Annotated in this window: 22 protein-coding genes and 1 pseudogene; 8 read left to right on the plus strand and 15 right to left on the minus strand. The window is 75.0% G+C overall.

The window, feature by feature from the left end:
- Positions 1-29 precede the first annotated feature (29 nt).
- The 5 genes and pseudogenes from ligA to C8D89_RS30075 all read right to left on the minus strand — a co-directional run bounded on the left by ligA (position 30) and on the right by C8D89_RS30075 (position 4,537).
- Positions 30-2,192: an NAD-dependent DNA ligase LigA gene (gene ligA / locus C8D89_RS02475; protein ID WP_243417740.1), complete on the minus strand. Its 2,163-nt coding sequence runs from the start codon at positions 2,190-2,192 to the stop codon at positions 30-32.
- Positions 2,193-2,229: 37 nt separating this feature from the next.
- Positions 2,230-2,778, minus strand: coding sequence for an NAD(P)-dependent oxidoreductase (locus C8D89_RS02480; RefSeq protein WP_165825509.1), 549 nt, complete (start codon positions 2,776-2,778; stop codon positions 2,230-2,232).
- A 31-nt stretch (positions 2,779-2,809) separates the two neighbouring features.
- Positions 2,810-3,178, minus strand: a pseudogene (locus C8D89_RS31050) (hypothetical protein); the annotation flags it as partial.
- A 28-nt stretch (positions 3,179-3,206) separates the two neighbouring features.
- A complete protein-coding gene (locus tag C8D89_RS02490; protein ID WP_243417850.1) occupies positions 3,207-4,211 on the minus strand; it encodes a uroporphyrinogen decarboxylase/cobalamine-independent methonine synthase family protein in 1,005 nt (334 codons plus the stop codon).
- Positions 4,212-4,384: 173 nt separating this feature from the next.
- Positions 4,385-4,537 (minus strand): hypothetical protein, encoded by a 153-nt coding sequence (locus C8D89_RS30075; RefSeq protein ID WP_165825510.1) that lies wholly within the window; start codon positions 4,535-4,537, stop codon positions 4,385-4,387.
- 182 nt (positions 4,538-4,719) lie between these two features.
- On the opposite strand from C8D89_RS30075, the gene C8D89_RS02495 reads away from it, so the two are divergent.
- Positions 4,720-5,598 carry a 3-methyladenine DNA glycosylase gene (locus tag C8D89_RS02495; protein ID WP_207787036.1) on the plus strand — a complete coding sequence of 293 codons (879 nt, stop codon included), beginning with the start codon at positions 4,720-4,722 and terminating at the stop codon, positions 5,596-5,598.
- On the opposite strand, the gene C8D89_RS02500 is transcribed toward C8D89_RS02495, so the two are convergent.
- Both C8D89_RS02500 and mrf read right to left on the minus strand, forming a co-directional pair.
- Positions 5,571-5,978, minus strand: coding sequence for a hypothetical protein (locus C8D89_RS02500; protein ID WP_116706451.1), 408 nt, complete (start codon positions 5,976-5,978; stop codon positions 5,571-5,573). The genes C8D89_RS02495 and C8D89_RS02500 overlap by 28 nt on opposite strands.
- Positions 5,975-7,255, minus strand: a complete 1,281-nt coding sequence (gene mrf / locus C8D89_RS02505; protein ID WP_116706452.1) for a ribosome hibernation factor-recruiting GTPase MRF — start codon at positions 7,253-7,255, stop codon at positions 5,975-5,977. The genes C8D89_RS02500 and mrf overlap by 4 nt, the downstream gene beginning before the upstream one ends.
- Positions 7,256-7,314: 59 nt before the next feature.
- Between mrf and rpmG the strand changes: the two genes are divergently transcribed.
- A complete protein-coding gene (gene rpmG, locus C8D89_RS02510; protein ID WP_116706453.1) occupies positions 7,315-7,479 on the plus strand; it encodes a 50S ribosomal protein L33 in 165 nt (54 codons plus the stop codon).
- A 292-nt stretch (positions 7,480-7,771) separates the two neighbouring features.
- Here rpmG and C8D89_RS02515 read toward each other — a convergent pair whose 3' ends face one another.
- The gene (locus C8D89_RS02515) at positions 7,772-8,323 is read right to left on the minus strand and encodes a PadR family transcriptional regulator (RefSeq protein ID WP_243417742.1); all 552 of its coding nucleotides are present in this window, start codon (positions 8,321-8,323) and stop codon (positions 7,772-7,774) included.
- 96 nt (positions 8,324-8,419) lie between these two features.
- Between C8D89_RS02515 and C8D89_RS02520 the strand changes: the two genes are divergently transcribed.
- Genes C8D89_RS02520 through C8D89_RS02540 form a run of 5 tightly spaced genes read left to right on the plus strand, consistent with a single transcriptional unit; the run spans position 8,420 to position 15,216 of the window.
- Positions 8,420-9,955, plus strand: a complete 1,536-nt coding sequence (locus C8D89_RS02520) for a class I adenylate-forming enzyme family protein (protein WP_116706455.1) — start codon at positions 8,420-8,422, stop codon at positions 9,953-9,955.
- Positions 9,952-12,336: a xanthine dehydrogenase family protein molybdopterin-binding subunit gene (locus C8D89_RS02525; RefSeq protein ID WP_116706456.1), complete on the plus strand. Its 2,385-nt coding sequence runs from the start codon at positions 9,952-9,954 to the stop codon at positions 12,334-12,336. Before C8D89_RS02520 ends, C8D89_RS02525 begins: the two co-directional genes overlap by 4 nt.
- A 60-nt stretch (positions 12,337-12,396) precedes the next feature.
- On the plus strand, positions 12,397-13,176 hold the full coding sequence (locus C8D89_RS02530) for an enoyl-CoA hydratase/isomerase family protein (RefSeq protein ID WP_116706457.1): 780 nt from the start codon (positions 12,397-12,399) through the stop codon (positions 13,174-13,176).
- A gap of 7 nt (positions 13,177-13,183) precedes the next feature.
- Positions 13,184-14,023 carry an FAD binding domain-containing protein gene (locus C8D89_RS02535; RefSeq protein WP_116706878.1) on the plus strand — a complete coding sequence of 280 codons (840 nt, stop codon included), beginning with the start codon at positions 13,184-13,186 and terminating at the stop codon, positions 14,021-14,023.
- Positions 14,020-15,216 carry a xanthine dehydrogenase family Fe-S subunit gene (locus tag C8D89_RS02540; protein WP_116706458.1) on the plus strand — a complete coding sequence of 399 codons (1,197 nt, stop codon included), beginning with the start codon at positions 14,020-14,022 and terminating at the stop codon, positions 15,214-15,216. Before C8D89_RS02535 ends, C8D89_RS02540 begins: the two co-directional genes overlap by 4 nt.
- A gap of 50 nt (positions 15,217-15,266) precedes the next feature.
- Here C8D89_RS02540 and C8D89_RS02545 read toward each other — a convergent pair whose 3' ends face one another.
- The 6 genes from C8D89_RS02545 to C8D89_RS02570 all read right to left on the minus strand — a co-directional run bounded on the left by C8D89_RS02545 (position 15,267) and on the right by C8D89_RS02570 (position 20,410).
- Complete coding sequence (locus tag C8D89_RS02545) at positions 15,267-15,623, minus strand: PRC-barrel domain-containing protein (RefSeq protein ID WP_116706459.1); 357 nt, start codon at positions 15,621-15,623, stop codon at positions 15,267-15,269.
- Between the two features lie 11 nt (positions 15,624-15,634).
- Entirely contained in the window at positions 15,635-16,093 is a 459-nt protein-coding gene (locus tag C8D89_RS02550) for a hypothetical protein (protein WP_116706460.1), read from the minus strand.
- Positions 16,094-16,221: 128 nt separating this feature from the next.
- Positions 16,222-17,313 (minus strand): tRNA 2-thiouridine(34) synthase MnmA, encoded by a 1,092-nt coding sequence (gene mnmA / locus C8D89_RS02555; protein WP_116706461.1) that lies wholly within the window; start codon positions 17,311-17,313, stop codon positions 16,222-16,224.
- A gap of 14 nt (positions 17,314-17,327) precedes the next feature.
- Positions 17,328-18,515 (minus strand): cysteine desulfurase family protein, encoded by a 1,188-nt coding sequence (locus tag C8D89_RS02560; RefSeq protein ID WP_116706462.1) that lies wholly within the window; start codon positions 18,513-18,515, stop codon positions 17,328-17,330.
- 124 nt (positions 18,516-18,639) lie between these two features.
- Entirely contained in the window at positions 18,640-19,599 is a 960-nt protein-coding gene (locus C8D89_RS02565; RefSeq protein ID WP_116706463.1) for an electron transfer flavoprotein subunit alpha/FixB family protein, read from the minus strand.
- Positions 19,600-19,627: 28 nt separating this feature from the next.
- Positions 19,628-20,410, minus strand: a complete 783-nt coding sequence (locus C8D89_RS02570; RefSeq protein WP_116706464.1) for an electron transfer flavoprotein subunit beta/FixA family protein — start codon at positions 20,408-20,410, stop codon at positions 19,628-19,630.
- A 262-nt stretch (positions 20,411-20,672) separates the two neighbouring features.
- On the opposite strand from C8D89_RS02570, the gene C8D89_RS28990 reads away from it, so the two are divergent.
- Positions 20,673-20,843 carry a hypothetical protein gene (locus C8D89_RS28990; protein ID WP_165825511.1) on the plus strand — a complete coding sequence of 57 codons (171 nt, stop codon included), beginning with the start codon at positions 20,673-20,675 and terminating at the stop codon, positions 20,841-20,843.
- Between the two features lie 44 nt (positions 20,844-20,887).
- On the opposite strand, the gene C8D89_RS02575 is transcribed toward C8D89_RS28990, so the two are convergent.
- Positions 20,888-21,826 (minus strand): methionyl-tRNA formyltransferase, encoded by a 939-nt coding sequence (locus C8D89_RS02575; protein ID WP_116706465.1) that lies wholly within the window; start codon positions 21,824-21,826, stop codon positions 20,888-20,890.
- Positions 21,827-21,843 lie beyond the last annotated feature (17 nt).

Below are 21,843 nucleotides of genomic sequence, written 5' to 3' on the forward strand. Positions count from 1 at the left end.
CTGGTCGCCGCGGGGCGGCCCGCCGGCCCTCACGCGTCCCCGGCCGCCGCCGGACCGGCCCCCGGGGCGAGCGCCGCGTCCCCCGCGGCCTCCGGCCCCTGCTCGAGCAGGACACGGAAACCGTCCTCGTCGAGGATGGGTACGCCCGCGGCCACCGCCTTGTCGTACTTGGAGCCCGGCTCGTCGCCGACCACGAGGAACGCCGTCTTCTTCGACACGGACCCGGCCGCGCGCCCGCCGCGGGCGAGGATCGCCTCCTTGGCCTCGTCCCGCGAGAAGGTCGGCAGCGAGCCCGTGACCACGATCGACAGGCCCTCCAGGGTGCGGGGCACCGACTCGTCGATCTCCTCGGCCAGCTGGACCCCGGCGGCGCGCCACTTCTCCACGACCTCGCGGTGCCAGTCGACCGAGAACCACTCGCGGACCGCGTGCGCGATCGTCGGGCCGACCCCGTCGACCGCGGCCAGCTCCTCCTCGCTCGCGGCGTCGATCGCGTCGATCGAGCGGAAGTGCCGCGCCAGGGCCTGGGCGGCGGTGGGGCCGACGTGGCGGATGGACAGGCCGACCAGCACCTTCCACAGCGGGCGCTGCTTCGCGGTCTCCAGGTTGGCCAGCAGCTTCTGCCCGTTGGCCGAGACGTTGCCGGCCTTGGTGCGGAAGAGGTCGACCTGGATCAGGTCGTCGCTGGTGAGCCGGAACACGTCGCCCTCGTCGTGGACGACCCCGGCGTCGAGCAGCGCCGTCGCCGCCTCGTAGCCGAGCACCTCGATGTCGAACGCGCCGCGGCCCGCGACGTGGAACAGACGCTCGCGCAGCTGGGCGGGACAGGACCGGGCGTTGGGGCACCTCAGGTCCTTGTCGCCCTCGCGCATCTGGCGCAGCTCGGTGCCGCACTCGGGGCAGTGCGTGGGCATGACGAACGCGCGCTCGTCGCCGGTGCGCGCCTCGACGACCGGGCCGAGCACCTCCGGGATGACGTCGCCGGCCTTGCGGATGATCACTCGGTCGCCGATGAGGACGCCCTTGCGCTCGACCTCGCCCGCGTTGTGCAGCGTCGCGAGCGACACCGTCGAGCCCGCGACCAGCACCGGGTCCATCTCCGCGAACGGGGTCACGCGCCCCGTGCGCCCGACGTTGACGCTGATGTTGCGCAGCGTCGTCGTGGCCTCCTCCGGCGGGTACTTGTAGGCGATCGCCCAGCGCGGGGCGCGCGCGGTGGAGCCGAGACGGCGCTGCAGCGCGACGTCGTCGACCTTGACCACCACGCCGTCGATCTCGTGATCGGAGTCGTGGCGGTGCTCGCCCCAGTACTCGACGTGCTCGAGGACCGCGTCGACGCCGTGGAGCACCCGGGTGTGCGACGACACCGGCAGCCCCCAGGCGGCGAGGGCCTCGTAGGCCTCGGACTGGCGGGCGGGCGTGAACCCGGAGCGCTTGCCCAGCCCGTGGCAGATCATCCGCAGCGGGCGCGTCGCCGTCACCCGCGGGTCCTTCTGGCGCAGCGAGCCGGCGGCGGAGTTGCGCGGGTTGGCGAACGGCTGCTTGCCCGCGGCGACGAGGCCGGCGTTGAGCTCCTCGAAGTCGGCGAGACGGAAGAACACCTCGCCCCGGACCTCCATGAGCCGCGGCACCGGGAACGCGTCGGTGCCCGTCAGCTCGGTGGGCACGTCGGCCAGCGTGCGCATGTTGAGCGTGATGTCCTCGCCGGTGCGCCCATCCCCGCGCGTGAGCGCCCGCGTCAGGTGACCGTCCTCGTAGAGCAGGTTGACCGCGAGCCCGTCGATCTTGAGCTCGCAGAGGTAGAGCAGCTCCTCGGTGGGGAAGTCGAGCTCGCGCTGCACCCGCAGCACCCACTCGCGCAGCTCCTCGGCCGTGAACGCGTTGTCGAGCGAGAGCATGCGCTCGAGGTGGTCGACCGCGACGAAGTCGGTGGAGAACCCGCCCCCGACCCGCTGCGTGGGCGACGCGGGCGTGACCAGCGACGGGTGCGCCTCCTCGAGGCGCTGGAGCTCTCCGAACAGCGCGTCGAACTCGCCGTCGCTGACGATCGGTGCGTCGAGCACGTAGTAGCGGAACTGGTGGTCCGACACGACCTCGGACAGCTCGCGGTGGCGCTGGGCGGCGTCGGCGGGCACCGGTGTCTGCTCCGGGCTCTGCCCGATCGGCCCCGTCGGCACGGTCTCGCTGGTCACGGGGCCGAGACTATCCGGGAGCCCCGACGGCGAACCGCTACGTGACCCGGCCGAGGTGCCGCTCCACCGAGGCCACGAACCCGGCCGCGATGCCGGCATAGGACGTCGCGGTGACGCCGCCGACGTGCGGGGTCACGACGACGTTCTGCGCCAGCAGCGCGTCGTCGGGGTCGATCGGTTCGACCCAGGTGACGTCCAGCCCCGCTCCGGCGAGACGCCCCGAGCGCAGCGCGTCGAGCAGGGCGTCGCGGTCCACGACCGGGCCGCGGGCGACGTTGACGACGTGGCCGCCGGGGCCCAGCGCCGCAAGGGCGGCGGCGCCGACCAGCCCGCGCGTCTCCGCGGTCAGCGGACAGCAGACGACGAGGTCGTCGCAGCCGTCGAGCGCGCCGGCCAGGTCCGCGGTGCGGTGGTAGTGCGCGTCGTCGAGCAGGTCGGCGGCGTGGGGCGTCTCCGTCCGCGGACGCCGGCCGATGCCGACCGGCTCCGCGCCGAACGCGCGCAGGCGCCCGATCACCTCGGCGCCGATGTCGCCCACGCCCAGCACCGCGACCGTGCGCCCGGCGAGCGTCGTGCCCGACGGCACCCCCACCACCCCGGCGCGCCACGTTGGCCCGGGCCTGCTCGAACCGCCGCAGCAGCACCAGCAGGTGCAGCAGGGCGATCTCGGCGACGGCGACGGCGTTGCCGGACGCGGCGCCCGACACGTTGTCGACCGGGAGACCACGGGCCTCGGCCGCGGCCAGGTCCACCCCCGACAGCCCGACCCCGAACTGCTGGATCAGCCGCGGCGCGGTGGCGTCCATCAGCACCCCGGAGATCGTGCTGCCCATGGGGCACAGGACGTCGACCCGCGCCACGCCCTCGACGGGCACGCCGACCGGCACGTCGACGATCTCGACCCCCGTCCAGCCGGCCTCGTCGAACGCCGTCTGCAGGGCTCCGCGCAGCGCGGCGAACCCGCCGCCGACCAGTCCGATCCGCACGCCGGTCAGTGGATCACCAGCCGTGGGGTCACCAGCTCGCGGGTGGGTCGGCGAACGCGCGGGCGAGCTCGACGGTCGTGCTCGTCGCGCGCCGCGCCCACCCCGGGTCCGCGCCCGCCAGCCCGCACGCCGGGGTGACCACGGCGCGGTCGGCGAGACGGGCACGGTCGAACCCGAGACGGTCGGCGAGGTCGAGCGCGGGGCGGGCGAGGTCGTGGAGTGCCGGCGGGGTGGCCGGATCGGTCGACGGCACGATCCCCAGCCACAGCTCCGTGCCGGCCTCCCAGAGCTCACCGAGCGCGTCGAGCACCTCCGCCGGCGCCTCCGCTCCCCCCAGGGCCCCGAGGTCCACCGCCACCGCGTCCGCGCCCGCGGCCCCGAGCAGGGCCAGGGGCGGGGTGGGATGGCAGCAGTGCACGGCGACCGACGCCGCCCCGGCCTCCCGGGCGGCCGTGATCGCGTCCGCGAGCAGGGCGCGGGCCTCCGCCCCGGGCACCGCGCCGACCGTGCCGTAGCCCGACGGCGTGGGCAGCGAGCCGGCGAGGACGGCGGGCAACGTCGGCTCGTCCAGCTGGACGACGACGGGCGCGCCGGTGCGCCGGGCGAGCTCGGCGACGTGGGCGCGCAGGCCCTCGGCGAGGCTGGCGGCGAACTCGGCGACGGCGCCGCGGTCGGTCAGCACGCGGTGCCCGGACCGCAGCTCCACGCCGGCGGCGAGCGTCCACGGCCCGACGACCTGGACCTTCACCGCCGCCGGTGTGGCCCCGGCCTCGCCGAGGGCCTCGTCGAGGGCGTCGACGTCGCGAGCCAGCAGCTCGACGGCACGCCGGTGGTCGCTCCCGGGGCGGCGGGCCACCCGGTAGCCCGAGGGCCACACCTCGACCGCGAGGTCGACGAGCATCGCCGCCCCGCGTCCCACCATGTCCGCGCCGACGCCGCGGGCGGGCAGCTCGGGGACGTACGGCATCCCGGGGAGCTCGCCGACCACCGTCCGCGCCGCCTCGCGACGGTCGGTGCCCGGCCAGGAGCCCAGGCCGGTGGCGCGGTCGCCGGGCTGCGGCGCGCGCGGCTGCGGGGCCCGCGCCGGGTTCGCCGTCGGGGTGGCCGGGTCGGTCGTCTCGCTCACGGGTCCAGGATCCACCGCGGGACGAGCGGCGCGTTCGCTGCCCCCGACGCAGCGAACGCGCCGTCCGTCCCGCGGCGCGCCTACTCGTCGTCGACCAGGTGCTCGGTCTCGCTCGCCTCGCCGATCGGCAGGACGTCCTCGGGGTTCGGCTGGTCGGGCTCGGCGGGCTCGCCGCGCAGCGGAGCGGCGTCCGGCACGACGGTGGCGGGGTCGGTGTCTCGCTGCTCGGACATCGGTGGTGGCCTCCCTGTCCTGGTGACCCTCTGACGGTGACCCGGGGCGGTTACCCGGGTCACACCGCGTCGGACCGCCTGAATCGATGCGGCAGCGCGGCGAGACGAGCACGCTCGGCGGCCGTCCGCGGGACGGTCGTCGAGCACGGCCACCGCACCCGTCCGCGCCGCGCGCTGGCACCATCGAGGTCGTGCGGGTGCTGGCGGGACCGGAGTGGCGGGCGCGCGCGGACGCGCACGCCGCGCGGGCCGACGCGCTCACCGCCGGGCACCGCGCACGCCGGGCGCGCGGCGAGGCGCACCCGGTGGAGGACTTCCTCTACACCTACTACCCCACCCGTCCGAGCCGGTTGCGGCGCTGGCACCCCGGCGCGGGCGTCGTGCTCGCGGACGCGGACGAGCGCGCCGCGTGGCGCCACTACGTCCGCGACGGCGGGGTCGCCGGTGTCCGCGTCGACGACGCGGGGCTGCGCGCCGAGCGCGGGGCGACCGTCTCCTTCGTCGCCGGCCTGCTGCGGGCGACGGCGGACCGGGCGCCGCAGCTGGGCTGCTTCGGCCTGCACGAGTGGGCGATGGTCCACCGCGACGACCGCACCCGGCACCCCGTGCCGCTGCGCCTCGGTGCGGCGGGCACCGACGCGGTGGTCGAGTCCCACCGCATCCGCTGCTCCCACTACGACGCGTACCGCTTCTTCACCCCGTCCGCCGCGCCGCGCAACACCCTGCGGCCGACCCGGGCCCGCCAGGTCGAGCTCGAGCAGCCCGGGTGCCTGCACGCGGGGATGGACCTCTACAAGTGGGCCGACAAGCTCGGCCCGCTGGTGCCCGGCGAGCTGCTGCTCGACGCGTTCGCCCTCGCCCGCGAGATCCGCGCGCTCGACATGCGCGCCTCGCCCTACGACCTCGCCGACCTCGGCTACGAGCCGGTGCGCATCGAGACCGCCGAGGGCAAGGCCGCCTACGTCGACGCCCAGCGCGCCTTCGCCGCCCGCGGTGCCGCGCTGCGGCGACGGCTGCTCGCGGTGCTCGAGCCTCAGCCGGCCGCGTCGCGCCGCCCGTAGGCCTCGACGGCATCGAGGTGCGCCGGCAACGGGCCGGCGGCGCCGGCGGCGAGCCAGGCGCACAGGTCGTCGACGTCGGCGGGCTCGTGCAGCGGGCCCGCCATCACGGCGGGCCGGGTGGGGGTGCGCTCGTGGTCGCAGGGCTGGACGAGCACGAGGGCGCCCGCCCCGCGCGGGGCCGCGCCGTGGGCGCACGCGCCGGTCGTGAGGCAGGACGCGCTGATGAGCAGGCCGTGCGGGCAGCGTCGGACCGCGCGGCACAGCGCCTCGTTCACCGCGTCGCCGTCGGGCGCGGGACGCTGGTGGTGCGGGCAGGCCGCGTTGCCGCAGCGCACGGCGGTGAACCCGACCGTCGCCACCCCCTCCGCCGGCGGGGTCACCGCGCACCGCCCTCGTGCCGACCCGTGACGGGGCCGGCCTCGCCCGCGAGGTCCTCGCAGGGGTCGGCGTGGCGGTGCTCGAACGGGTCGTCGAACCGCCGCCAGGCGTCCTCCCCGAGGGCCAGCTCGTCGTCGGTGAGCAGGGCCGCGTCGAGCGCCTCGACGATGCCCGCCGGGTCGGCGTCGTGGACCAGCACGACCAGCTGCTGCTCGCGGTCGCCCCAGCGCTCGTCCCACCGCAGCGCGGCCGCGGCGCGGTGCTCGTCGTCCGCGTCGTCCCAGGCGTCGGGGTCGGCGGCGAGCCACGTGCCCGCGACGCCGATCTGCAGGGCCCCGCCCGCGGACTCGAGCCACAGGACGTGCTCGGGCTGCGAGGCGACCCACACCCGCCCGCGTGCCCGCACGGTGCCGTGCAGCAGCACGTCGAACGCCGCGTGCAGGCGCTCGGGGTGGAACGGCCGGCGGTGGCCCACGTGCAGCAGCGACACCCCCGCGTCGCGGGCCAGCGGCGGCTGGCCCCGCAACAGCGGCGCCTGCGTGTCCTCGGGCACTCCGCGGCGCGCGTCGGGCGGCAGGGCGGCGAGCAGGGCGGTGACCTCGGCGCCCAGCGGCCCCGGGTCGCCGACCGCGGCGGGCGCGACGACGGTGGCCGCGCGCGGGGCGAGGCGGGCGAGGACGGCGTCGAGGCGGACACGCTCCCAGGCGCCGCCGCAGCGCCCGGTGACGACGAGGACGTCGGCGAACTCGGCGTGACCCACGACGAGCCGGGCCACCGTCCGCTCGTCGTCGGCGGTGAGGGCGAGCCCGCGCTCGGCCAGCGCGTCGTCACTACCCGCGTCATCGAGCCAGGTGGCGGCGTCGAGCACGCCGACGACGCCGTGCAGCTCGAGGAGGTCGGTGACGGGCCCGTCGGTGCCGTCGGGCACCACGGCGTGCAACGCCTCGCAGGCGATCTCGACCTCGAGCCCGGGGTCGAGCAGCAGCACGACGTGCTCGACGTCGGGGTCCCGGGCCAGCCGCACCAGCAGCGGCAGCAGGTCCTCGCGCAGCGTGCAGGAGACGCAGCCGTGCGCGAGCTCGAGCACCGCTGTGTGCTCGACGGGCTGCTCGCCGTCGTGCTCCACGACCCGGCGGTGCAGCACGCCCTCCCCCAGGCCCCGCAGGTCGTGGGCGACCAGCGCCCCCCGCGGCGGTCGCAGCGCGGCCGCCACGGTCGCCGACGCCGGCCGATCGACCCCGCACACCACCGTCAGCCCGGTCCCCGGACCGTCAGGCATACCGATCCCTCCCTCTGCGTTGTCGTGAACGATAATCATTGCCACGAAGGGAGAGAAGAGTGGCCCGCAACGACGTCCGCCCGATCGTGAAGCTGCGCTCGACGGCCGGGACCGGCACGACCTACGTGACCCGCAAGAACCGGCGCCACGACCCCGACCGCCTCGTGCTGCGCAAGTACGACGCCCGCGTCGGCCGGCACGTCGACTTCCGCGAGGAGCGCTGAGCCCGGCCGTCAGGGCCGGCCGAGGGGGTCGGTGACCCGCAGGAGCAGGGCGACGAAGGCGTCCGCCTGCAGCCGCCCACCGCTGCGGGGCACCACGTCACGGCGCTCGTCGTCGGCGCGGAGCTCATCCGCGACCGCCCCATCGCGCGGACGAGGGGCCCGGCGAGGTGGGGCGGGACCTCGCCCTCGAGCTCGAGCGATCCGTCGGAGTTGGTGGTGGTGGACAGGTGGGAGAGCGCCTCCCGCAGGAGCGCCCGCGGCTCGCCGCCCACCTCGTCGTCGGGGTCCATCGTCAGGCGGTCTCGTCGATCCCGTCGGCGACCTCGTCGAGCAGCGAGGACCAGAAGCGCAGCGCGGCGTGCTCCATCTCCAGGCCGAGCCGCAGCGTGATCATGCGTTTGGCGACGGCGTCCAGGTCGGCGTACCGGGCCTGCATGTCCTCGTAGACGGCGATGCGCTCCCGGTGCGCGGCGACCTGCTCACGGGCGAGCCGGGCGACGTCACCGGGCTCGCCGACCTCGTTGAAGAACAGCTTCAGCTCGGCGATGTCGCGCATCTGGAAGTGCTCGGGCGTCGGCTCGGCCAGCCACGCCTTCAGCTCGGCGCGGCCCTCCTCGGTGAGCCGGTAGGTCCGGCGCCTGCGGCCCTCGGTCTCGGTCTCGGCCTCGAGCAGGCCGAGCTCGGCGAGCCGCTGCGGCTCGGAGTACAGCTGCGCGTGCGGGAAGTGCCAGAAGTAGCCGATGGAGCGGCCCACCGCCCGCTTCAGGTCGTAGGACGTCGACGGGCCGCGCAGCGCGATCGTCCCCAGGACGACGTAGGAGGTCGGGGACAGCCGGTCGGCCACGGGTCCGGAGGGTACCGATCCTTGCCACGCGGTGGTGCGTGCCATACCGTCCGAAGCAGACGGTATGCAGCGTATCATGATCGGGAGGCGGCGCCCATGGACCTGGCGACGGCCTGGGCGTGGACGGTCGAGCGGCACCCCGCGCGGCGCGCCGTCGGCGGCCCGCACCCGATGACGTTCGCCGCGTGGGACGCCCGCACCGCCCGCCTCGCCCACGCCCTGGTCGACCTGGGCGTCCGCCGCGGCGACCGCGTCGCGCTCGTGCTCAACGGCGGCGAGCCGGCGGCGTCGCTGCACGTCGCGGCCCAGCGCCTCGGCGCGGTCGCGACGCCCCTGTCCCCACGCTTCGGACCACCCGAACTGGCGCACTGCCTGGTCGACGCCGCCCCCGCGCTCGTGGTCAGCGAACCCGCCACTGCCGAGACGGTGGTCGCGGCGCTCGGGGACGAGCGCATCCGGCCGGTCGCCCACCTCGACCTCGCCGACGTCGAGCGCCGCGCCCGCGACCAGCAGGACACCCCGCCGCCCGACCCGCCCGGCCCGCCCGACGTCAGCGTCATGCTGTTCACCTCCGGCACCACGGGGCGGCCCAAGGGTGTCCCGCGCACCCACGCCGCCGAGCACGCCGCGGCCGTCGCACACCTCGTGCAGACCGGCCAGCGCCCCGGCGACGTCGTCCTGGGCGTGATGCCGCTCTTCCACACGATGGGTGTGCGGACGTTGCTCGCCACCGTGCTGGCCGGCGGGACCTGGGTGCCGCAGGCGCGGTTCGATGCGGCCGAGGCCACCGAGCTGATCGTCGGCGAGGGCGTCACGTCGCTCTACCTCGTGCCGACGATGTACTGGTCGCTGCTGCGCGAGGCCGACCCGGCACGGCTCGCCGGGGTGCGACGGCTCGCCTACGCGGGTGCGCCGATGGCGCCGGCCCTGGCCGAGAGGCTGGTCGAGGCCGTGGCGCCGGAGGCGTTCGTCAACCACTTCGGCTCCACCGAGGTCTACACCTTCACGATCGGCCCTGACGTCGCGGCGAAGCCGGGCTGCGCGGGGCGCGCCGGGCTGTTCAGTCGCGTCCGGCTCGTCGACCCGTCGCCCGGCGCCTCCCCGCACGACGAGGTCGCGCCCGGCGAGCAGGGCCAGGTCGTCGTGTCGATGACGAGCCCCGAGGCGTTCGCCGGCTACTGGATGCGTCCCGACGCCACCGCGAAGGCGGTGCGCGACGGCTGGTACTTCACCGGCGATCTCGCCGTGACCGACGACGACGGCGACCTGTGGGTGGCCGGCCGTGTCGACGACATGATCAACACAGGCGGCGAGAACGTCTACCCGGACGAGATCGAGGCCGCTCTCGTGCGCTGCCCGGCGGTCGTCGACGCCGTGGTGGTCGGGCTCCCCGACGAGCGATGGGGCCAGGCGGTGACGGCGTTCGTCGTCCCCGCGGTCGGGGTGCCGCCCGACGAGGCCGTGGCCGCGACCGACGAGTGGGGCCGTGAGGCCCTGCCCTCCCTGCGCCGCCCGAAGCGGGTCATCGCGGTCGATGCCGTGCCCCGGTCCGCGGTCGGCAAGACCCTGCGTCGCGTGCTCGTCGCCGGCGACTACGAGCCACTGGCCGACACCGCGGAGGGGGCCCGGTGAGCTGGACGCCGGCGCGGGACGAGGACGCGGCGCTCGTGGCCGGCGCCGGTCGGTTCGTCGACGACCTCGATCCCCTGCCCGGCACGCTGACGGCCGCGGTGGTGCGCAGCCCGCACCCGCACGCGCGAATCCGCGCGGTCGACCTCGAGCGGGCCCGCGCGCACCCGGGCGTGGCGGCGGTGATCGGTCCCGACGAGGTGCGGGCCGCGGTGCGCCCGTTCCCGCTCTCGACGGCGGCGCCGATGCCCTACCTCCCGTCGGCCACGGACACCGCGCGCTACGTCGGCGAGCCCGTGGCCGTGGTCGTCGCGAGCGACCGCTACGTCGCCGAGGACGCCGCCGAGCTGGTCGAGGTCGACTACGAGCCGCTCGACGTCGTCGTCGACACCCGCCGGGCCCTCGAGGACCACGCGCCGCAGCTGCACCCCGACGCCGGCACCAACGTCGCCACCGACCGCACGTTCTCCTTCGGCGACGTCGACGGGGCGTTCGCTCGGGCCGCCCACGTCGTGCGCGGCGAGTACACGTTCCCGCGCTACTCGTCGGTGCCGATGGAGTGCTACGGGGTCGTGGCGCACTGGACCCAGGGCTCCGACGGACCCGGTGTCGAGGCGTGGGCGAACTTCCACGGGCCGTTCACGATGGTGCCGGTCGCGGCCGGGGCGCTCGGCGTGCCCGTCTCGCGGTTCCGGCTGCACGTCCCGGCCGACATCGGCGGCAGCTTCGGTATCAAGTCGGGAATCTACCCCTACGTCGTGCTCATGGCGCTCGCCTCGCGGCACGCGGGGCGGCCCGTGCGCTGGACCGAGGACCGCGTCGAGCACCTGCTCGCCAGCTCGTCGGGCGCCGGGCGGGTGATGGGGTTCACCGCGGCGGTATCGGCCGACGGCGCGGTCGAGGCCCTGCGCGTCGACCTCGTCGACGACGTCGGTGCCTACCTGCGCCCGCCCGAGCCCAGCACGCTCTACCGCTGCTTCGGCAACATCACCGGCGCCTACGACGTCCCCGCCGTGGCGATCCGCGCCCGCGCCGCCGTCACCAACCGCGCCCCGACCGGCCTGAACCGCGGCTTCGGCGGCCAGCAGCTCTATTTCGGCCTGGAACGGCTCATGGACGCCGTCGCCGACCGCGTCGGGCTCGACGTCGCCGAGGTCCGCCGCCGCAACCTCGTGCGCTCCTTCCCGCACCGCACACCGACCGGCGGGCTCTACGACTCCGGCGACTACGCGCGGGCGCTCGACCTGCTGCTCGTGAAGGGCGGCTACGAGGTGCTGCGCCACCGGCAGCAGAGCGCCCGGGCCGAGGGGGCGTACTACGGGGTCGGGCTCGCGCTCGTCGTCGACCCGTCGGGCACCAACATCGGCTATGTCGGGCTGGCGACGCCGGCGTCGGAGCGCAAGCCGGGGCGGGACAAGTCCGGGTCCACCGAGATCGTGCGCGCGTCGGTCGACGTGCAGGGCGTGGTGACGGTGGCGCTGGGCTCGGTCCCGCAGGGTCAGGGGCACGCGACCGTCGCCCGGCGGGTCGCGGCCGCGCGACTCGGGCTGCCGGTCGGGCAGGTGCGGGCGCTGGTGGACATGGACACCGCCACAACGCCCTGGACCGTGACCTCCGGCAGCTATTCCTCGCGCTTCGCACCGCTGGTCACCAGCGCGGTGGTCGCGGCCTGCGACCGGCTGGCGGAGACGGTGAGGGCCGGGGCGGCGGTCCTGCTCGGCGTCGACCCGGGTGGCCTGGAGCTCGCCGACGGGACGGTCCGTGACCCGTCGTCCGGGGCGTCGTGCCTCTTCCGCCACGCGGCCGGGGTGGTGCACTGGGACCCGGGCGCCCTGCCGGACGGTGCGCCCCTGCGCCTGGCCACCGAGGGCGAGTTCGTGCCGCCCGAGTCCGTGGCCGCCACCGCGGAGGACCGGATCAACTCGTCGCTGTGCTACGGGTTCGTCGCCGAGATGGTCGGGGTGCGCATCGACCCGGACACCCTCGAGATCACCCTCGACCGCGTCGCGAGCGTGCACGACGCGGGTACGGTGCTCGACCCCGTGCTGCTCGAGGGCCAGGTGCTCGGGGCGCTGGTGCACGGGCTCGGCGGTGCGGCGTTCGAGGAGTTCCGATACTCCCCGGCCGGACAGCCGACCTCGGCGACGTTCCTGGACTACCTGTGCCCGACCAGCGCGGAGACCGCCTTCGACCTGGTCTCCGACCACGTGTCGTCGCCTTCCCCGCTGACGCCGCTGGGCGCCAAGGGCTGCGGCGAGGGCAGTTCGATGAGCTTCCCGGTGGCGTACGCCAACGCCGTCGCCGACGCCCTCGCCCCGGCCGGCGTCGCGATCGACTCCCTGCCGGTGCACGGCTCGGTGATCCACGACCTCCTACGTGCGTGATCTTCCGAGCTATAGCTCGGAAGATCACGCACGTACCGACGACGGAAGGCATCGACACCCATGGCACTGACCGGCGGCGAGGTCCGGCTCGAGCGGTCGCACGACGGGCGGGTCGCGGACGTCACGCTCTCCCACGGGCGCTACACCGTGATCACGTGGGAGATGCGCGCGCTCATGGCGGAGCGCTTCGCCGAGATCGACCGCGACCACGACGTGCAGGTCGTCGTCATCCGCTCGGACGGCGAGCACTTCTCCTCCGGTGGCGACATCGCCGGGTTCATGGAGGTCGACCCGATCGACTTCACCGACCTCGGGCACGACGTCACGGCACCGTCGCGCAGCACCAAGCCGGTGATCGTCGCCGTCGACGGCTACTGCTTCGGCGTCGGCCTCGAGCTGGCGCTCTCCTGCGACATCCGCCTCGCCACCGAACGCAGCCGCTTCGCCCTCCCCGAGATGAACCTCGGCATGATCCCCGGCTCCGGCGGCACCCAGCGCCTGTCGCGGCTGATCGGGCTCTCGCGCGCCAAGCACCACATCATGACCGCGAAGCGGATCACCGGGCAGGAGGCCGCCGACTGGGGCGTGGTCGCCGAGCTGCACCCCGACCGCGCGGCGCTCGACGAGGCCACCGAGGCACTCGTGACCACGATGCTCGGCTTCTCGCCGCTCGCCCTGCGCACGGCCAAGGAGGTCCTCGACCGCGGGATCGACGCGCCCCTCTCCTCGGGCATCGAGCTCGAGCGGAAGGCCTACGCGATGCTGCGCGCCAGCCACGACTTCGCCGAGGGCGTGGCGGCGTTCGGCGACAAGCGTGCGCCGGCGTTCACGGGGCGGTGACCTGGTCGTGAAGGCCGCGCCGTTCGCCTACCACCGCCCGGACACCGTCGACGAGGCGGTGGAGGTTCTCGCCACCGGCGACGCCAAGGTCCTCGCCGGGGGCCAGTCGCTCGTGCCCGTGCTCGCGATGCGCCTGGGCCGGCCCGGCACGCTCGTCGACATCAACCGCCTGCCGGGGCTCGACACGCTGGTCGTCTCCGGGGGTGAGCTGCACCTGGGCGCCGCGGTCCGCCAGCGACGGGTCGAGCGCTCGCCCGAGGTTCGCGGGGTTCCGCTGATCGCCCGCGCGATGCCCTTCGTGGGCCACCGCGAGCTGCGCAGCCGCGGCACCGTCTGCGGCAGCCTGGCCCACGCCGACCCCGCCGCCGAGCTGCCCGCCGTCGCCGCGTGCCTGCGGGCGACCGTGGTGGTCCGCGGCCCGGACGGCGAGCGGACGGTCGACGCGCGGGACTTCGTCACCGGTGCGATGACGACCGCGGTCGGTGCCGACGAGCTCGTCACCGGGGTGCGGTTCCCCCTGTCGCGGGAGGGCGAGGGCTTCGGGTTCGCCGAGATCGCCCGGCGTCACGGCGACTTCGCGCTGGCGGGGGTCGCCGTCCGCGTCCGGCGTGACGGGGAGGCGGTGCTCGCGGCGTTCGGGGTGTCCGACCGCCCGGTGGTGCGGGACGTCACGGCGCTCCTCGACGACCCGACCGAGGCCGCGCTGCGCCCCGCCACCGACGCCCTCGCGGCCGAGGTCGTCGACACCGACGGCGACGCCCACGGGTCGCGCGGCTACCGCGCCCGGCTGCTGGGAGTGCTCGCCGCGCGAGAGCTGGCGCGGGCACGCCGGGAGGCGCACGCATGAGCGGCCTGCACATCGCCGCCGACGCCACCGTCGACGTAGCGATGACCCTCAACGGGCGCGACGTCGCCGTGACCGTCGCACCTCGCACGACGCTCTCGGACGTCCTGCGCGACCACCTCGGGCTCACCGGCACCCACGTCGGGTGCGAGCACGGGGTGTGCGGCATGTGCACGGTGCTCCTCGACGGTGAGGCCGTGCGCGCCTGCCTGCTGTTCGCCGTGCAGTGCGAGGGCGCGGCGCTGACGACCGTGGAGGGGCTCGGCACGGCGGACGACCAGCACCCGCTGCAGCAGGCGTTCGCCCACCACCACGCGCTGCAGTGCGGGTTCTGCACGCCCGGAGTGCTGATGAGCTCCTACGACCTGCTCGCCGGCGGGACCTACGACGAGGCGACGCTGCCCGAGGACATGTCCGGTGTGCTGTGCCGGTGTACCGGCTACCGAGGGATCCTCGCGGCCGTCGCCGACGTCGCCCGCACCCACCCCGACGGCGTCCCCCCACCCGCCGGCTCCGCGCCCCCCGTGCTGGTCGGGCGCGCGGGGCGCGCGAGCAATGCGGCGTTGCCGGCGTCGGACGCCGGCGACGCCACATCCTCGGCTCGCGAGGCGATCGCGGCACCGACGGGCCCGCCGACGGTCACCGTCGAGGTGCGCAGCGCGCTGACGTCGCCCGTCAGGGACGTGTGGGCGGTGCTGGCGGACGTCTCGCGGTTGGTCGCGTGCCTGCCCGGCGCGGAGATGACCGCCGACCTCGGCGACGACCGCTACCACGGGCGCGCGACCGTCGCCCTCGGACCGGTGTCGCTGCGGTTCGAGGGCCTGGCGCAGGTCGTCGAGCGCGACCCGGAGGCGCGCCGAATGCGCGTGCTCGCCCAGGGCGCCGACCGCGGGGGGTCGAGCACGCAGGCCGTGATCCGCCTGGCCGCCGACCCGGCGCACGACGGCGGCACCGAGCTGTGGGCCGACGCCGACGTGCACCTCGCCGGGCGCGTGGCGCAGTTCGGCCGGGCGCTGGCCGGCGACGTGTCGCGGCGGCTGTTCGAGCGTTTCGCGGCGGCCGTCGACGAGGCAGCCGGCACCGGGCAGGCCCCGCGTCCGCGGAGTCCCCTACGGACGGTCCTCGGCGCCGCCCTCGCCGGCGTGCGCGCCCGGGTCCGGCGGCTGCTGGCCCGACGATCTCAGCAGTCCCGGTAGCGGGGCCGGCACTTCTCGACGAAGTAGTGAGGGCGGCAGGGGGACTTCGCTCAGCGCCGGGCCAGCCGGCGGGCGCTGCCCGTGGTCGCCGTCGGGAGGCCGTAGTGCTCGAACACCGCCGGCTCGTCCTCGGCGGCGAGCTCGCCGTCGGTGTCGATCGACGGGGCGTGCCGGGCGAGGTCCTTGGCGACGGTGACGCGCACGTGGTCCGGCGAGACCGTCGCGCCGGCCAGCGGGACGAAGGCCAGGCGCCGCCGGCCGATCATGCCGACGGTGACCGTCGCGAACGCCGGCTCGTCGGACACGGTGTCGACGTAGATCGCCTCCAGGTCGCCGATCTTGCCGCCCGCGGGGTCGACGACGGCCTTGCCCTGCCAGTCGCGGATGTTCTCGGCCTCGAAGCCCATGAGGGCAGACCCTAGCGGCGGGGCGCGGACAGGACGCGGACGACGAGCGCCTCGGTGATCCCCAGACGGGGCGTGTTCCGGCGGGCCCGCTCGACGATCTGCCGAGGCGAGAGGCCCATCTCGGCGTAGAGCCGGACGACGTTCTCCTGGGCGGGTGTCCAGGTCGGTGCCTCGCGCCGGGCGGCCTGCCTCGGGCGGGGCCGACGCGGGGCCGGGACGCGCGGGACGTCCTCGTGCCCGGTGCCCAGGCCGGTGTTCTTGGCCCCGAACTCGCCTGCCGCGGCCCGCGCGGCGATCTCGTCCGGCTCGGCGACCCGGTAGGCGTCGCCGCTCTTGTTGACGGCCACGGCGGTGACCGTCGGACCCCGGCGGTGGGCGGCCTGGCAGGCCGGGGCGGTGCAGTAGGTGTAACCCAGCTCGGCGCGCTCCGCGGGGATCCCGCGGCCGCACCCGACACAGCTCGTGCTCATTCCACGAGCCATCCTACTCCCGCGATGACATGCCCTGCGGCTATCGCGTTTCGGGCGCACGCGGTGATCAACGGGGACTTCGGGCGCCTAGACGCAGCGAACAGCGCGTTCGCTGCGATCCGGCTGGCTCAGGCGGTCGCGGCGATCGTGGCACTGCCGAGCACGACGTCGCCGCCGCCGTCCGGGCGGTAGAACACCGCCGCCTGGCCGGGGGCGACGCCGCGCAGGGGCTCCGCGAGCGCGACGTCCACACCGTCGGCCGTCACCCGCACGGTGGCCCCCGCCGTGCCCCCGTGCGCGCGGACCTGTACGACGCAGTCCAGCGGCCCGGAGGGCGGGTCGACGAGCCACACCGGGTCGGCGCCCGACAGCGTCGTCACGTCGAGGTCCTCGACGGGCCCGACGCGCACCGTGCGGCTCACCGGCTCCAGCCCGAGCACGTAGCGCGGGCGCCCGTCGGGGGCGGGCCGGCGGATGCCGAGGCCGTGGCGCTGGCCGACGGTGAAGTCGTGGACGCCGCGGTGGTGGCCGACGACCGCGCCGGACGGGTCGACCATCTCCCCCGGCGCCTCGTCGATCCGCTCGGCGAGGAAGCCCCGGGTGTCGCCGGAGGGGATGAAACAGATGTCGTGGCTGTCGGGCTTCTCGGCCACGACGAGCCCCCGCGCGGCGGCCTCGGCGCGCACCTCGGCCTTCGGGGTGTCACCGAGCGGGAACAGCGCCCCGTCGAGCTGGTCGGGGCGCAGGACGCCGAGGACGTAGGACTGGTCCTTGTCGGGGTCGGCGGCCCGGCGCAGGACCGGACGGGTGGGCCCGGTGGCGCTGCCGGAGAGCCGGGCGTAGTGACCGGTACCGACGGCGTCGAACCCCAGCGCCCGCGCCCGCTCGAGCACCGCCGAGAACTTGATCTTCTCGTTGCAGCGGAGACACGGGTTGGGCGTGCGGCCCGCGGCGTACTCGGCGACGAACGGCTCGACGACGTCCTCGCGGAACCGGGCGGCGAGGTCCCAGACGTAGAACGGGATGTCGAGGACGTCGGCGCAGCGCCGGGCGTCGCGGGAGTCCTCCACCGAGCAGCAGCCCCGCGCGCCCTCGCGCATCGTCGCGGGCTTGGCCGACAGCGCCAGGTGCACGCCGGTGACGTCGTGCCCGGCGTCGCGCAGCCGCGCCGCCGCCACGGCCGAGTCGACCCCGCCGCTCATGGCGGCCAGGACCCTCATGGGGCCCTGCCCGCTCACGTGCGCTCCAGCGCCTGGCCCGCCCGACGGGCCCGCTCGACGACCGGTCCGATCGCCTCGACGACCGCGTCGACGTCCGAGGGCGTCGAGTTGTGGCCGAGCGAGAAGCGCAGCGAGCCGCGGGCGAGGTCCTCGTCGAGGCCCATGGCCAGCAGGACGTGGCTCGGGCGGGCGACGCCGGCGGTGCAGGCCGAGCCCGTCGAGCACTCGATGCCGCGGGCGTCGAGCAGCATGAGCAGGCTGTCGCCCTCGCAGCCGGGGAAGGACAGGTGCGCGTTGCCGGGCAGGCGCTCGCCGGGGCGGTCGAGCGGGACGCCGTTGAGCCGCGCGTCGGGGACCCGGGCGACGACGCGGGCGACGAGGTCGTCGCGCAGCGCGGTGAGCGTGGCGGTGCGGCGGTCGACGTCGGCGACGGCGGCACGGACGGCGGTCGCGAGGCTCATGGTGCCCGGGACGTCGAGGGTGCCCGAACGGACGTCGCGCTCCTGGCCGCCGCCGTGCAGCAGGGGGGTGCAGCCGGCGTCGCGGCGCAGCAGCAGCGCGCCCACCCCGACCGGCCCGCCGAGCTTGTGCCCGGTCAGCGACAGCGCGTCGACCCCGCTGGTGGCGAAGTCGACCGGCACGGCCCCCACGGCCTGCACGGCGTCGGTGTGGAACGGGACGCCCGCGGCGTGGGCGACCTCGGCCAGCGCCCGCACGTCGTTGACCGTGCCGACCTCGTTGTTGGCCCACATCACGCTGACCACGGCGACCTCGTCGGGGTGGTCCGCGAGGGTGGCGCGCAGCGTCTCCGGGTCGACGCGGCCCTGGGCGTCGACCTCGAGCACGTGGAGGACGGCGCCCTCGTGCTCGGCCAGCCACTCGGCGGCGTCGAGCACGGCGTGGTGCTCCGCGGCCGAGACGACGACGCGGGTGCGGCGGGGGTCGTCGGCGCGGCGCGCCCAGTAGAGGCCCTTGACGGCGAGGTTGTCGGCCTCGGTGCCGCCGGTGGCCAGCACGACCTCCGAGGGCAGCGCGCCCACGGCCTGGGCGATCGTCTCGCGGGACTCCTCGACCGCCCGTCGAGCGCGTCGGCCCGCGGAGTGCAGGGACGACGCGTTCCCGACGCGCCCGAGCGCCTCGGTGAGGGTGGCCGCCGCCTCCGGCAGCATCGGCGTGGTCGCCGCGTGGTCGAGGTAGGTCATCGACCGGCCAGCGTAATCCCCTCGTGCACGATCGGCTCCCCCCGAGGGGTGACGAGAAGAGCGAAGGGCCCCGCCGCTCGATCCACTCGAGCGACGGGGCCCTCCGAGGGGGGTGCGGCGCGCCCTACGAGCTGCGCTTGGCGACCTCCTCGGTCAGCTGCGGGCTGATCGAGAACAGGTCGCCCACGACACCGAAGTCGGCGATCTCGAAGATCGGGGCCTCGGGGTCCTTGTTCACCGCGACGATCGTCTTCGAGGTCTGCATGCCCGCGCGGTGCTGGATCGCCCCGGAGATGCCGAGCGCGATGTAGAGCTGCGGCGAGACGGTCTTGCCGGTCTGCCCCACCTGGAACTGGTTGGGGTAGTAGCCGGAGTCGACCGCCGCGCGCGAGGCGCCGACCGCGGCGTGCAGCGAGTCCGCGAGGGTCTCGACGACGTTGAAGTTCTCCGCCGAGCCCACGCCGCGGCCACCGGCCACGACGACGTTGGCCTCGGTGAGCTCCGGGCGGTCCCCGCCGACGATCGGGGCCCGGTTGGACACCTTCGCCGAGGTCGACTCGTCGATCGCCGGGAGCTCGACGGTCTCCTGCGTCCCGGCCCCGGCCTGCTCCTCGATCTCGATGGAGCCGGCGCGCCACGAGACGACCGCGGTGTCCGAGGTCGCGCGGGCCTGCACCGTGAACGCCCCACCGAAGATCGAGTGGGTCGCCTCGCGGTCGCCGGAGATGTCGACGATGTCGTTGAGCCAGCCGGAGTTGGTGCGCACCGCCAGGCGCCCGGCGACCTCGCGGCCGTCGGCGCCCGCCGGGATCAGCACCGCGGGCGGCGAGACGCGCTCGACCAGCGTGGCCAGCGCGTCGACCTGCGGCGTCGACAGGTAATTCACCGCGTCCTCGGACTCGGCGACGTAGACCTTCTCCGCGCCGTGCGCGGCCAGGCCCTCGGCGAGCTTCGCCGCGGTGCCCGGCGTGCCGACGACGACCGCCGACGGCTCGCCCAGGCGGCGGGCCGCCGTGAGCATCTCGTAGGTGTTCTTCTTGATCTCCCCGTCGACGTGGTCGACGAGGACCAGGACCTCGGCCATGGGTTCTCCTCTTCGCTGTCGGGGGTGATCAGATGAGCTTCTGGCCCACGAGGAACTCGGCGATCTTCTGGCCGCCGTCCCCCTCGTCGGAGACCTTCTGACCGCCGGACTTCGGCGGGCGCGGGGCGAAGGAGTCCACCTGGGTCAGCGAGCCGGCCAGGCCGACCTCGCCCGCGTCGAGCCCGAGGTCGCCGATGCCGAGCGCGTTCACCGGCTTCTTCTTCGCGGCCATGATCCCCTTGAACGAGGGGTAGCGCGGCTCGTTGATCTTCTCGGCGACGCTGACGACCGCGGGCAGCGACGCGGTGACGTCGCACGTGCCCTCGTCGGTCTCCCGCTTGATGCTCGCGGTGCCGCCGTCGACGGACAGCTCGTTGGCGTGGGTGAGCGACGGCCAGCCGAGCAGCTCGCCGAGCATGCCGGCCATGGCGCCGCTGCGGCCGTCGGTGGCCTCGTTGCCGGCCAGGACGAGCTGGACGTCCTCGACGGTGCCGATGGCCTTGGCCAGAATCCGGGCGGTGGTCACCGCGTCCGAGCCGTGGATGGCGTCGTCGTTGACGTGGACGGCCTTGTCGGCGCCCATCGACAGCGCCTTGCGGATGGCGTCGGTGGCGCGGTCCGGGCCGACGGTGAGGACGGTGATCGTCGCGTCGCCGGCCTCCTTGATCTTGAGCGCCTCCTCGACGGCGCGCTCGTTGATCTCGTCGAGCACGGCGTCGGACGACGCGCGGTCGAGGGTCTTGTCCGCGTCGGAGAGCGTGCGCTCCGACCAGGTGTCGGGCACCTGCTTGATCAGCACGACGATGTTCATGGGCCTGCTGCGACCTCCTGTGCTCGCGTCCGTCCGACCGACGTCTGAGCTACCGACCGGTAGCTTACTCGTCGGTAACATGACCTCTGTCCTGACTCTCCCACGCCCCGTGCCGATGGGCAGCGTGGCGTACACCTCTCATGTTACCGGTCAGTAGGGTGTATGGCTCTACTGACGAGTAACCTCGGCGTGCCCGATATGGGCGATACCGTGGGGCTGTCGGGGCGGACGGACCGTCCCGCGCGCGTCACAGGGAGTCGTCGTGCCCGGTCTCTTTCAGAAGGTCCAGCAGTTCCTGCGCAGCCCGCAGGGCCGCAAGTACGCGGACCAGGCAAAGCGCTACGCCTCGGACCCCAAGAACCGTGCGAAGGCGCAGGACATGATCAACAAGTTCCGCGGCAAGGGCGGCGGGCACGGCGGCGGCCACCGCTGAGATCGGCCGGTGACCGGTGGGGCGCCCCACCGGTCACCCGCTGATCAGGTCAGGTAGTCGCCCATCCGACGGAAGTAGTCGCCCGCCACGTGCTCGGTGCCCCCGGCGTCGAGCACCCGCTGCAGTACGAGGCCGTGCTGCCCGCCACGCCACGCCTCCGGCCCCGCGACGACGATCACCCCGCGGCCCTCGCGGGCGAACACCCGCCCGTTCGTCCCGCCGCAGCGTTCCCGCGACACCGAGGCCTCGAGCACCCGCAGCCGTTGCCCCTCGTGCAGGCACCAGGCGTTGGGGTACGGCCCGGTCTGGGCGCGGACGAGGTTGACGAGGTCCCGCGCCGGGCGCTCCCAGTGGATCCGGTTGTCCGGGTCGGCTCGCTTGTGGAAGAACGACGCGTGCGCCGGGTCCTGGCGCAGCCAGTCGTGCGGGCCGTGCTCGATCCGGTCGAACGCTTCGAGCGAGAGCGGGCCGAAGAGCTCCACGGTGCGGTGGAACAGGTCCTCGGTGGTGTCGGTCGGGGTCACCGGCACGGTGCGCTGGACGATGATGTCCCCGCGGTCCAGGTCGGCGTCCATCCAGTGCGCGGTGATCCCGACCTGGCTCTCGCCGTTGATCAGCGCCCAGTTGAGCGGGGAGAAGCCCGCGTACTTCGGCAGCAGCGAGTCGTGGGTGTTGACCGTGCCGCGGGTGGGTGCGGAGAACACCCCCGGGCTGATCCACGTGCGCCAGTTGCAGGCCAGCCCGATCTCGGCCCCGGACTCCTCGATCGTCGCCGCGAGCTCGTCGTCGACGGCCTTCTCGCGGTAGACGACGGGAATCCCGTGCTCGCGCGCGAGGTCGCCCATCGACTCGGCGAAGATCGCCGGCGCCCACTCCCCCTCCTCGGGGTGGCTGACGGTCAGCACCACCTCGTGCCGCGACTCCAGCAGCGCGGCCAGCAGTCGCGCTCCCCACTTCTGGTAGCCGAACAGGACGACGCGCATCGACGGGCTCCCCTCCG

Origin of the sequence: Actinomycetospora cinnamomea, assembly GCF_003096675.1 — a bacterium.
GTDB classification, from domain to species: Bacteria; Actinomycetota; Actinomycetes; order Mycobacteriales; family Pseudonocardiaceae; genus Actinomycetospora; species Actinomycetospora cinnamomea.

What these genes read in the sequence shown, in the direction of transcription:
- C8D89_RS02530 (WP_116706457.1), top strand. Translation starts at nt 12,397, where the DNA reads ATGGCACTGACCGGCGGCGAGGTCCGGCTCGAGCGGTCGCACGACGGG.
- C8D89_RS02575 (WP_116706465.1), bottom strand. Translation starts at nt 21,826, where the DNA reads ATGCGCGTCGTCCTGTTCGGCTACCAGAAGTGGGGAGCGCGACTGCTG.
- C8D89_RS02560 (WP_116706462.1), bottom strand. Translation starts at nt 18,515, where the DNA reads ATGACCTACCTCGACCACGCGGCGACCACGCCGATGCTGCCGGAGGCG.
- C8D89_RS02540 (WP_116706458.1), top strand. Translation starts at nt 14,020, where the DNA reads ATGAGCGGCCTGCACATCGCCGCCGACGCCACCGTCGACGTAGCGATG.
- C8D89_RS02565 (WP_116706463.1), bottom strand. Translation starts at nt 19,599, where the DNA reads ATGGCCGAGGTCCTGGTCCTCGTCGACCACGTCGACGGGGAGATCAAG.
- C8D89_RS02545 (WP_116706459.1), bottom strand. Translation starts at nt 15,623, where the DNA reads ATGGGCTTCGAGGCCGAGAACATCCGCGACTGGCAGGGCAAGGCCGTC.
- C8D89_RS02550 (WP_116706460.1), bottom strand. Translation starts at nt 16,093, where the DNA reads ATGAGCACGAGCTGTGTCGGGTGCGGCCGCGGGATCCCCGCGGAGCGC.
- mnmA (WP_116706461.1), bottom strand. Translation starts at nt 17,313, where the DNA reads ATGAGGGTCCTGGCCGCCATGAGCGGCGGGGTCGACTCGGCCGTGGCG.
- C8D89_RS02520 (WP_116706455.1), top strand. Translation starts at nt 8,420, where the DNA reads ATGGACCTGGCGACGGCCTGGGCGTGGACGGTCGAGCGGCACCCCGCG.
- mrf (WP_116706452.1), bottom strand. Translation starts at nt 7,255, where the DNA reads ATGCCTGACGGTCCGGGGACCGGGCTGACGGTGGTGTGCGGGGTCGAT.
- C8D89_RS30075 (WP_165825510.1), bottom strand. Translation starts at nt 4,537, where the DNA reads ATGTCCGAGCAGCGAGACACCGACCCCGCCACCGTCGTGCCGGACGCC.
- C8D89_RS02570 (WP_116706464.1), bottom strand. Translation starts at nt 20,410, where the DNA reads ATGAACATCGTCGTGCTGATCAAGCAGGTGCCCGACACCTGGTCGGAG.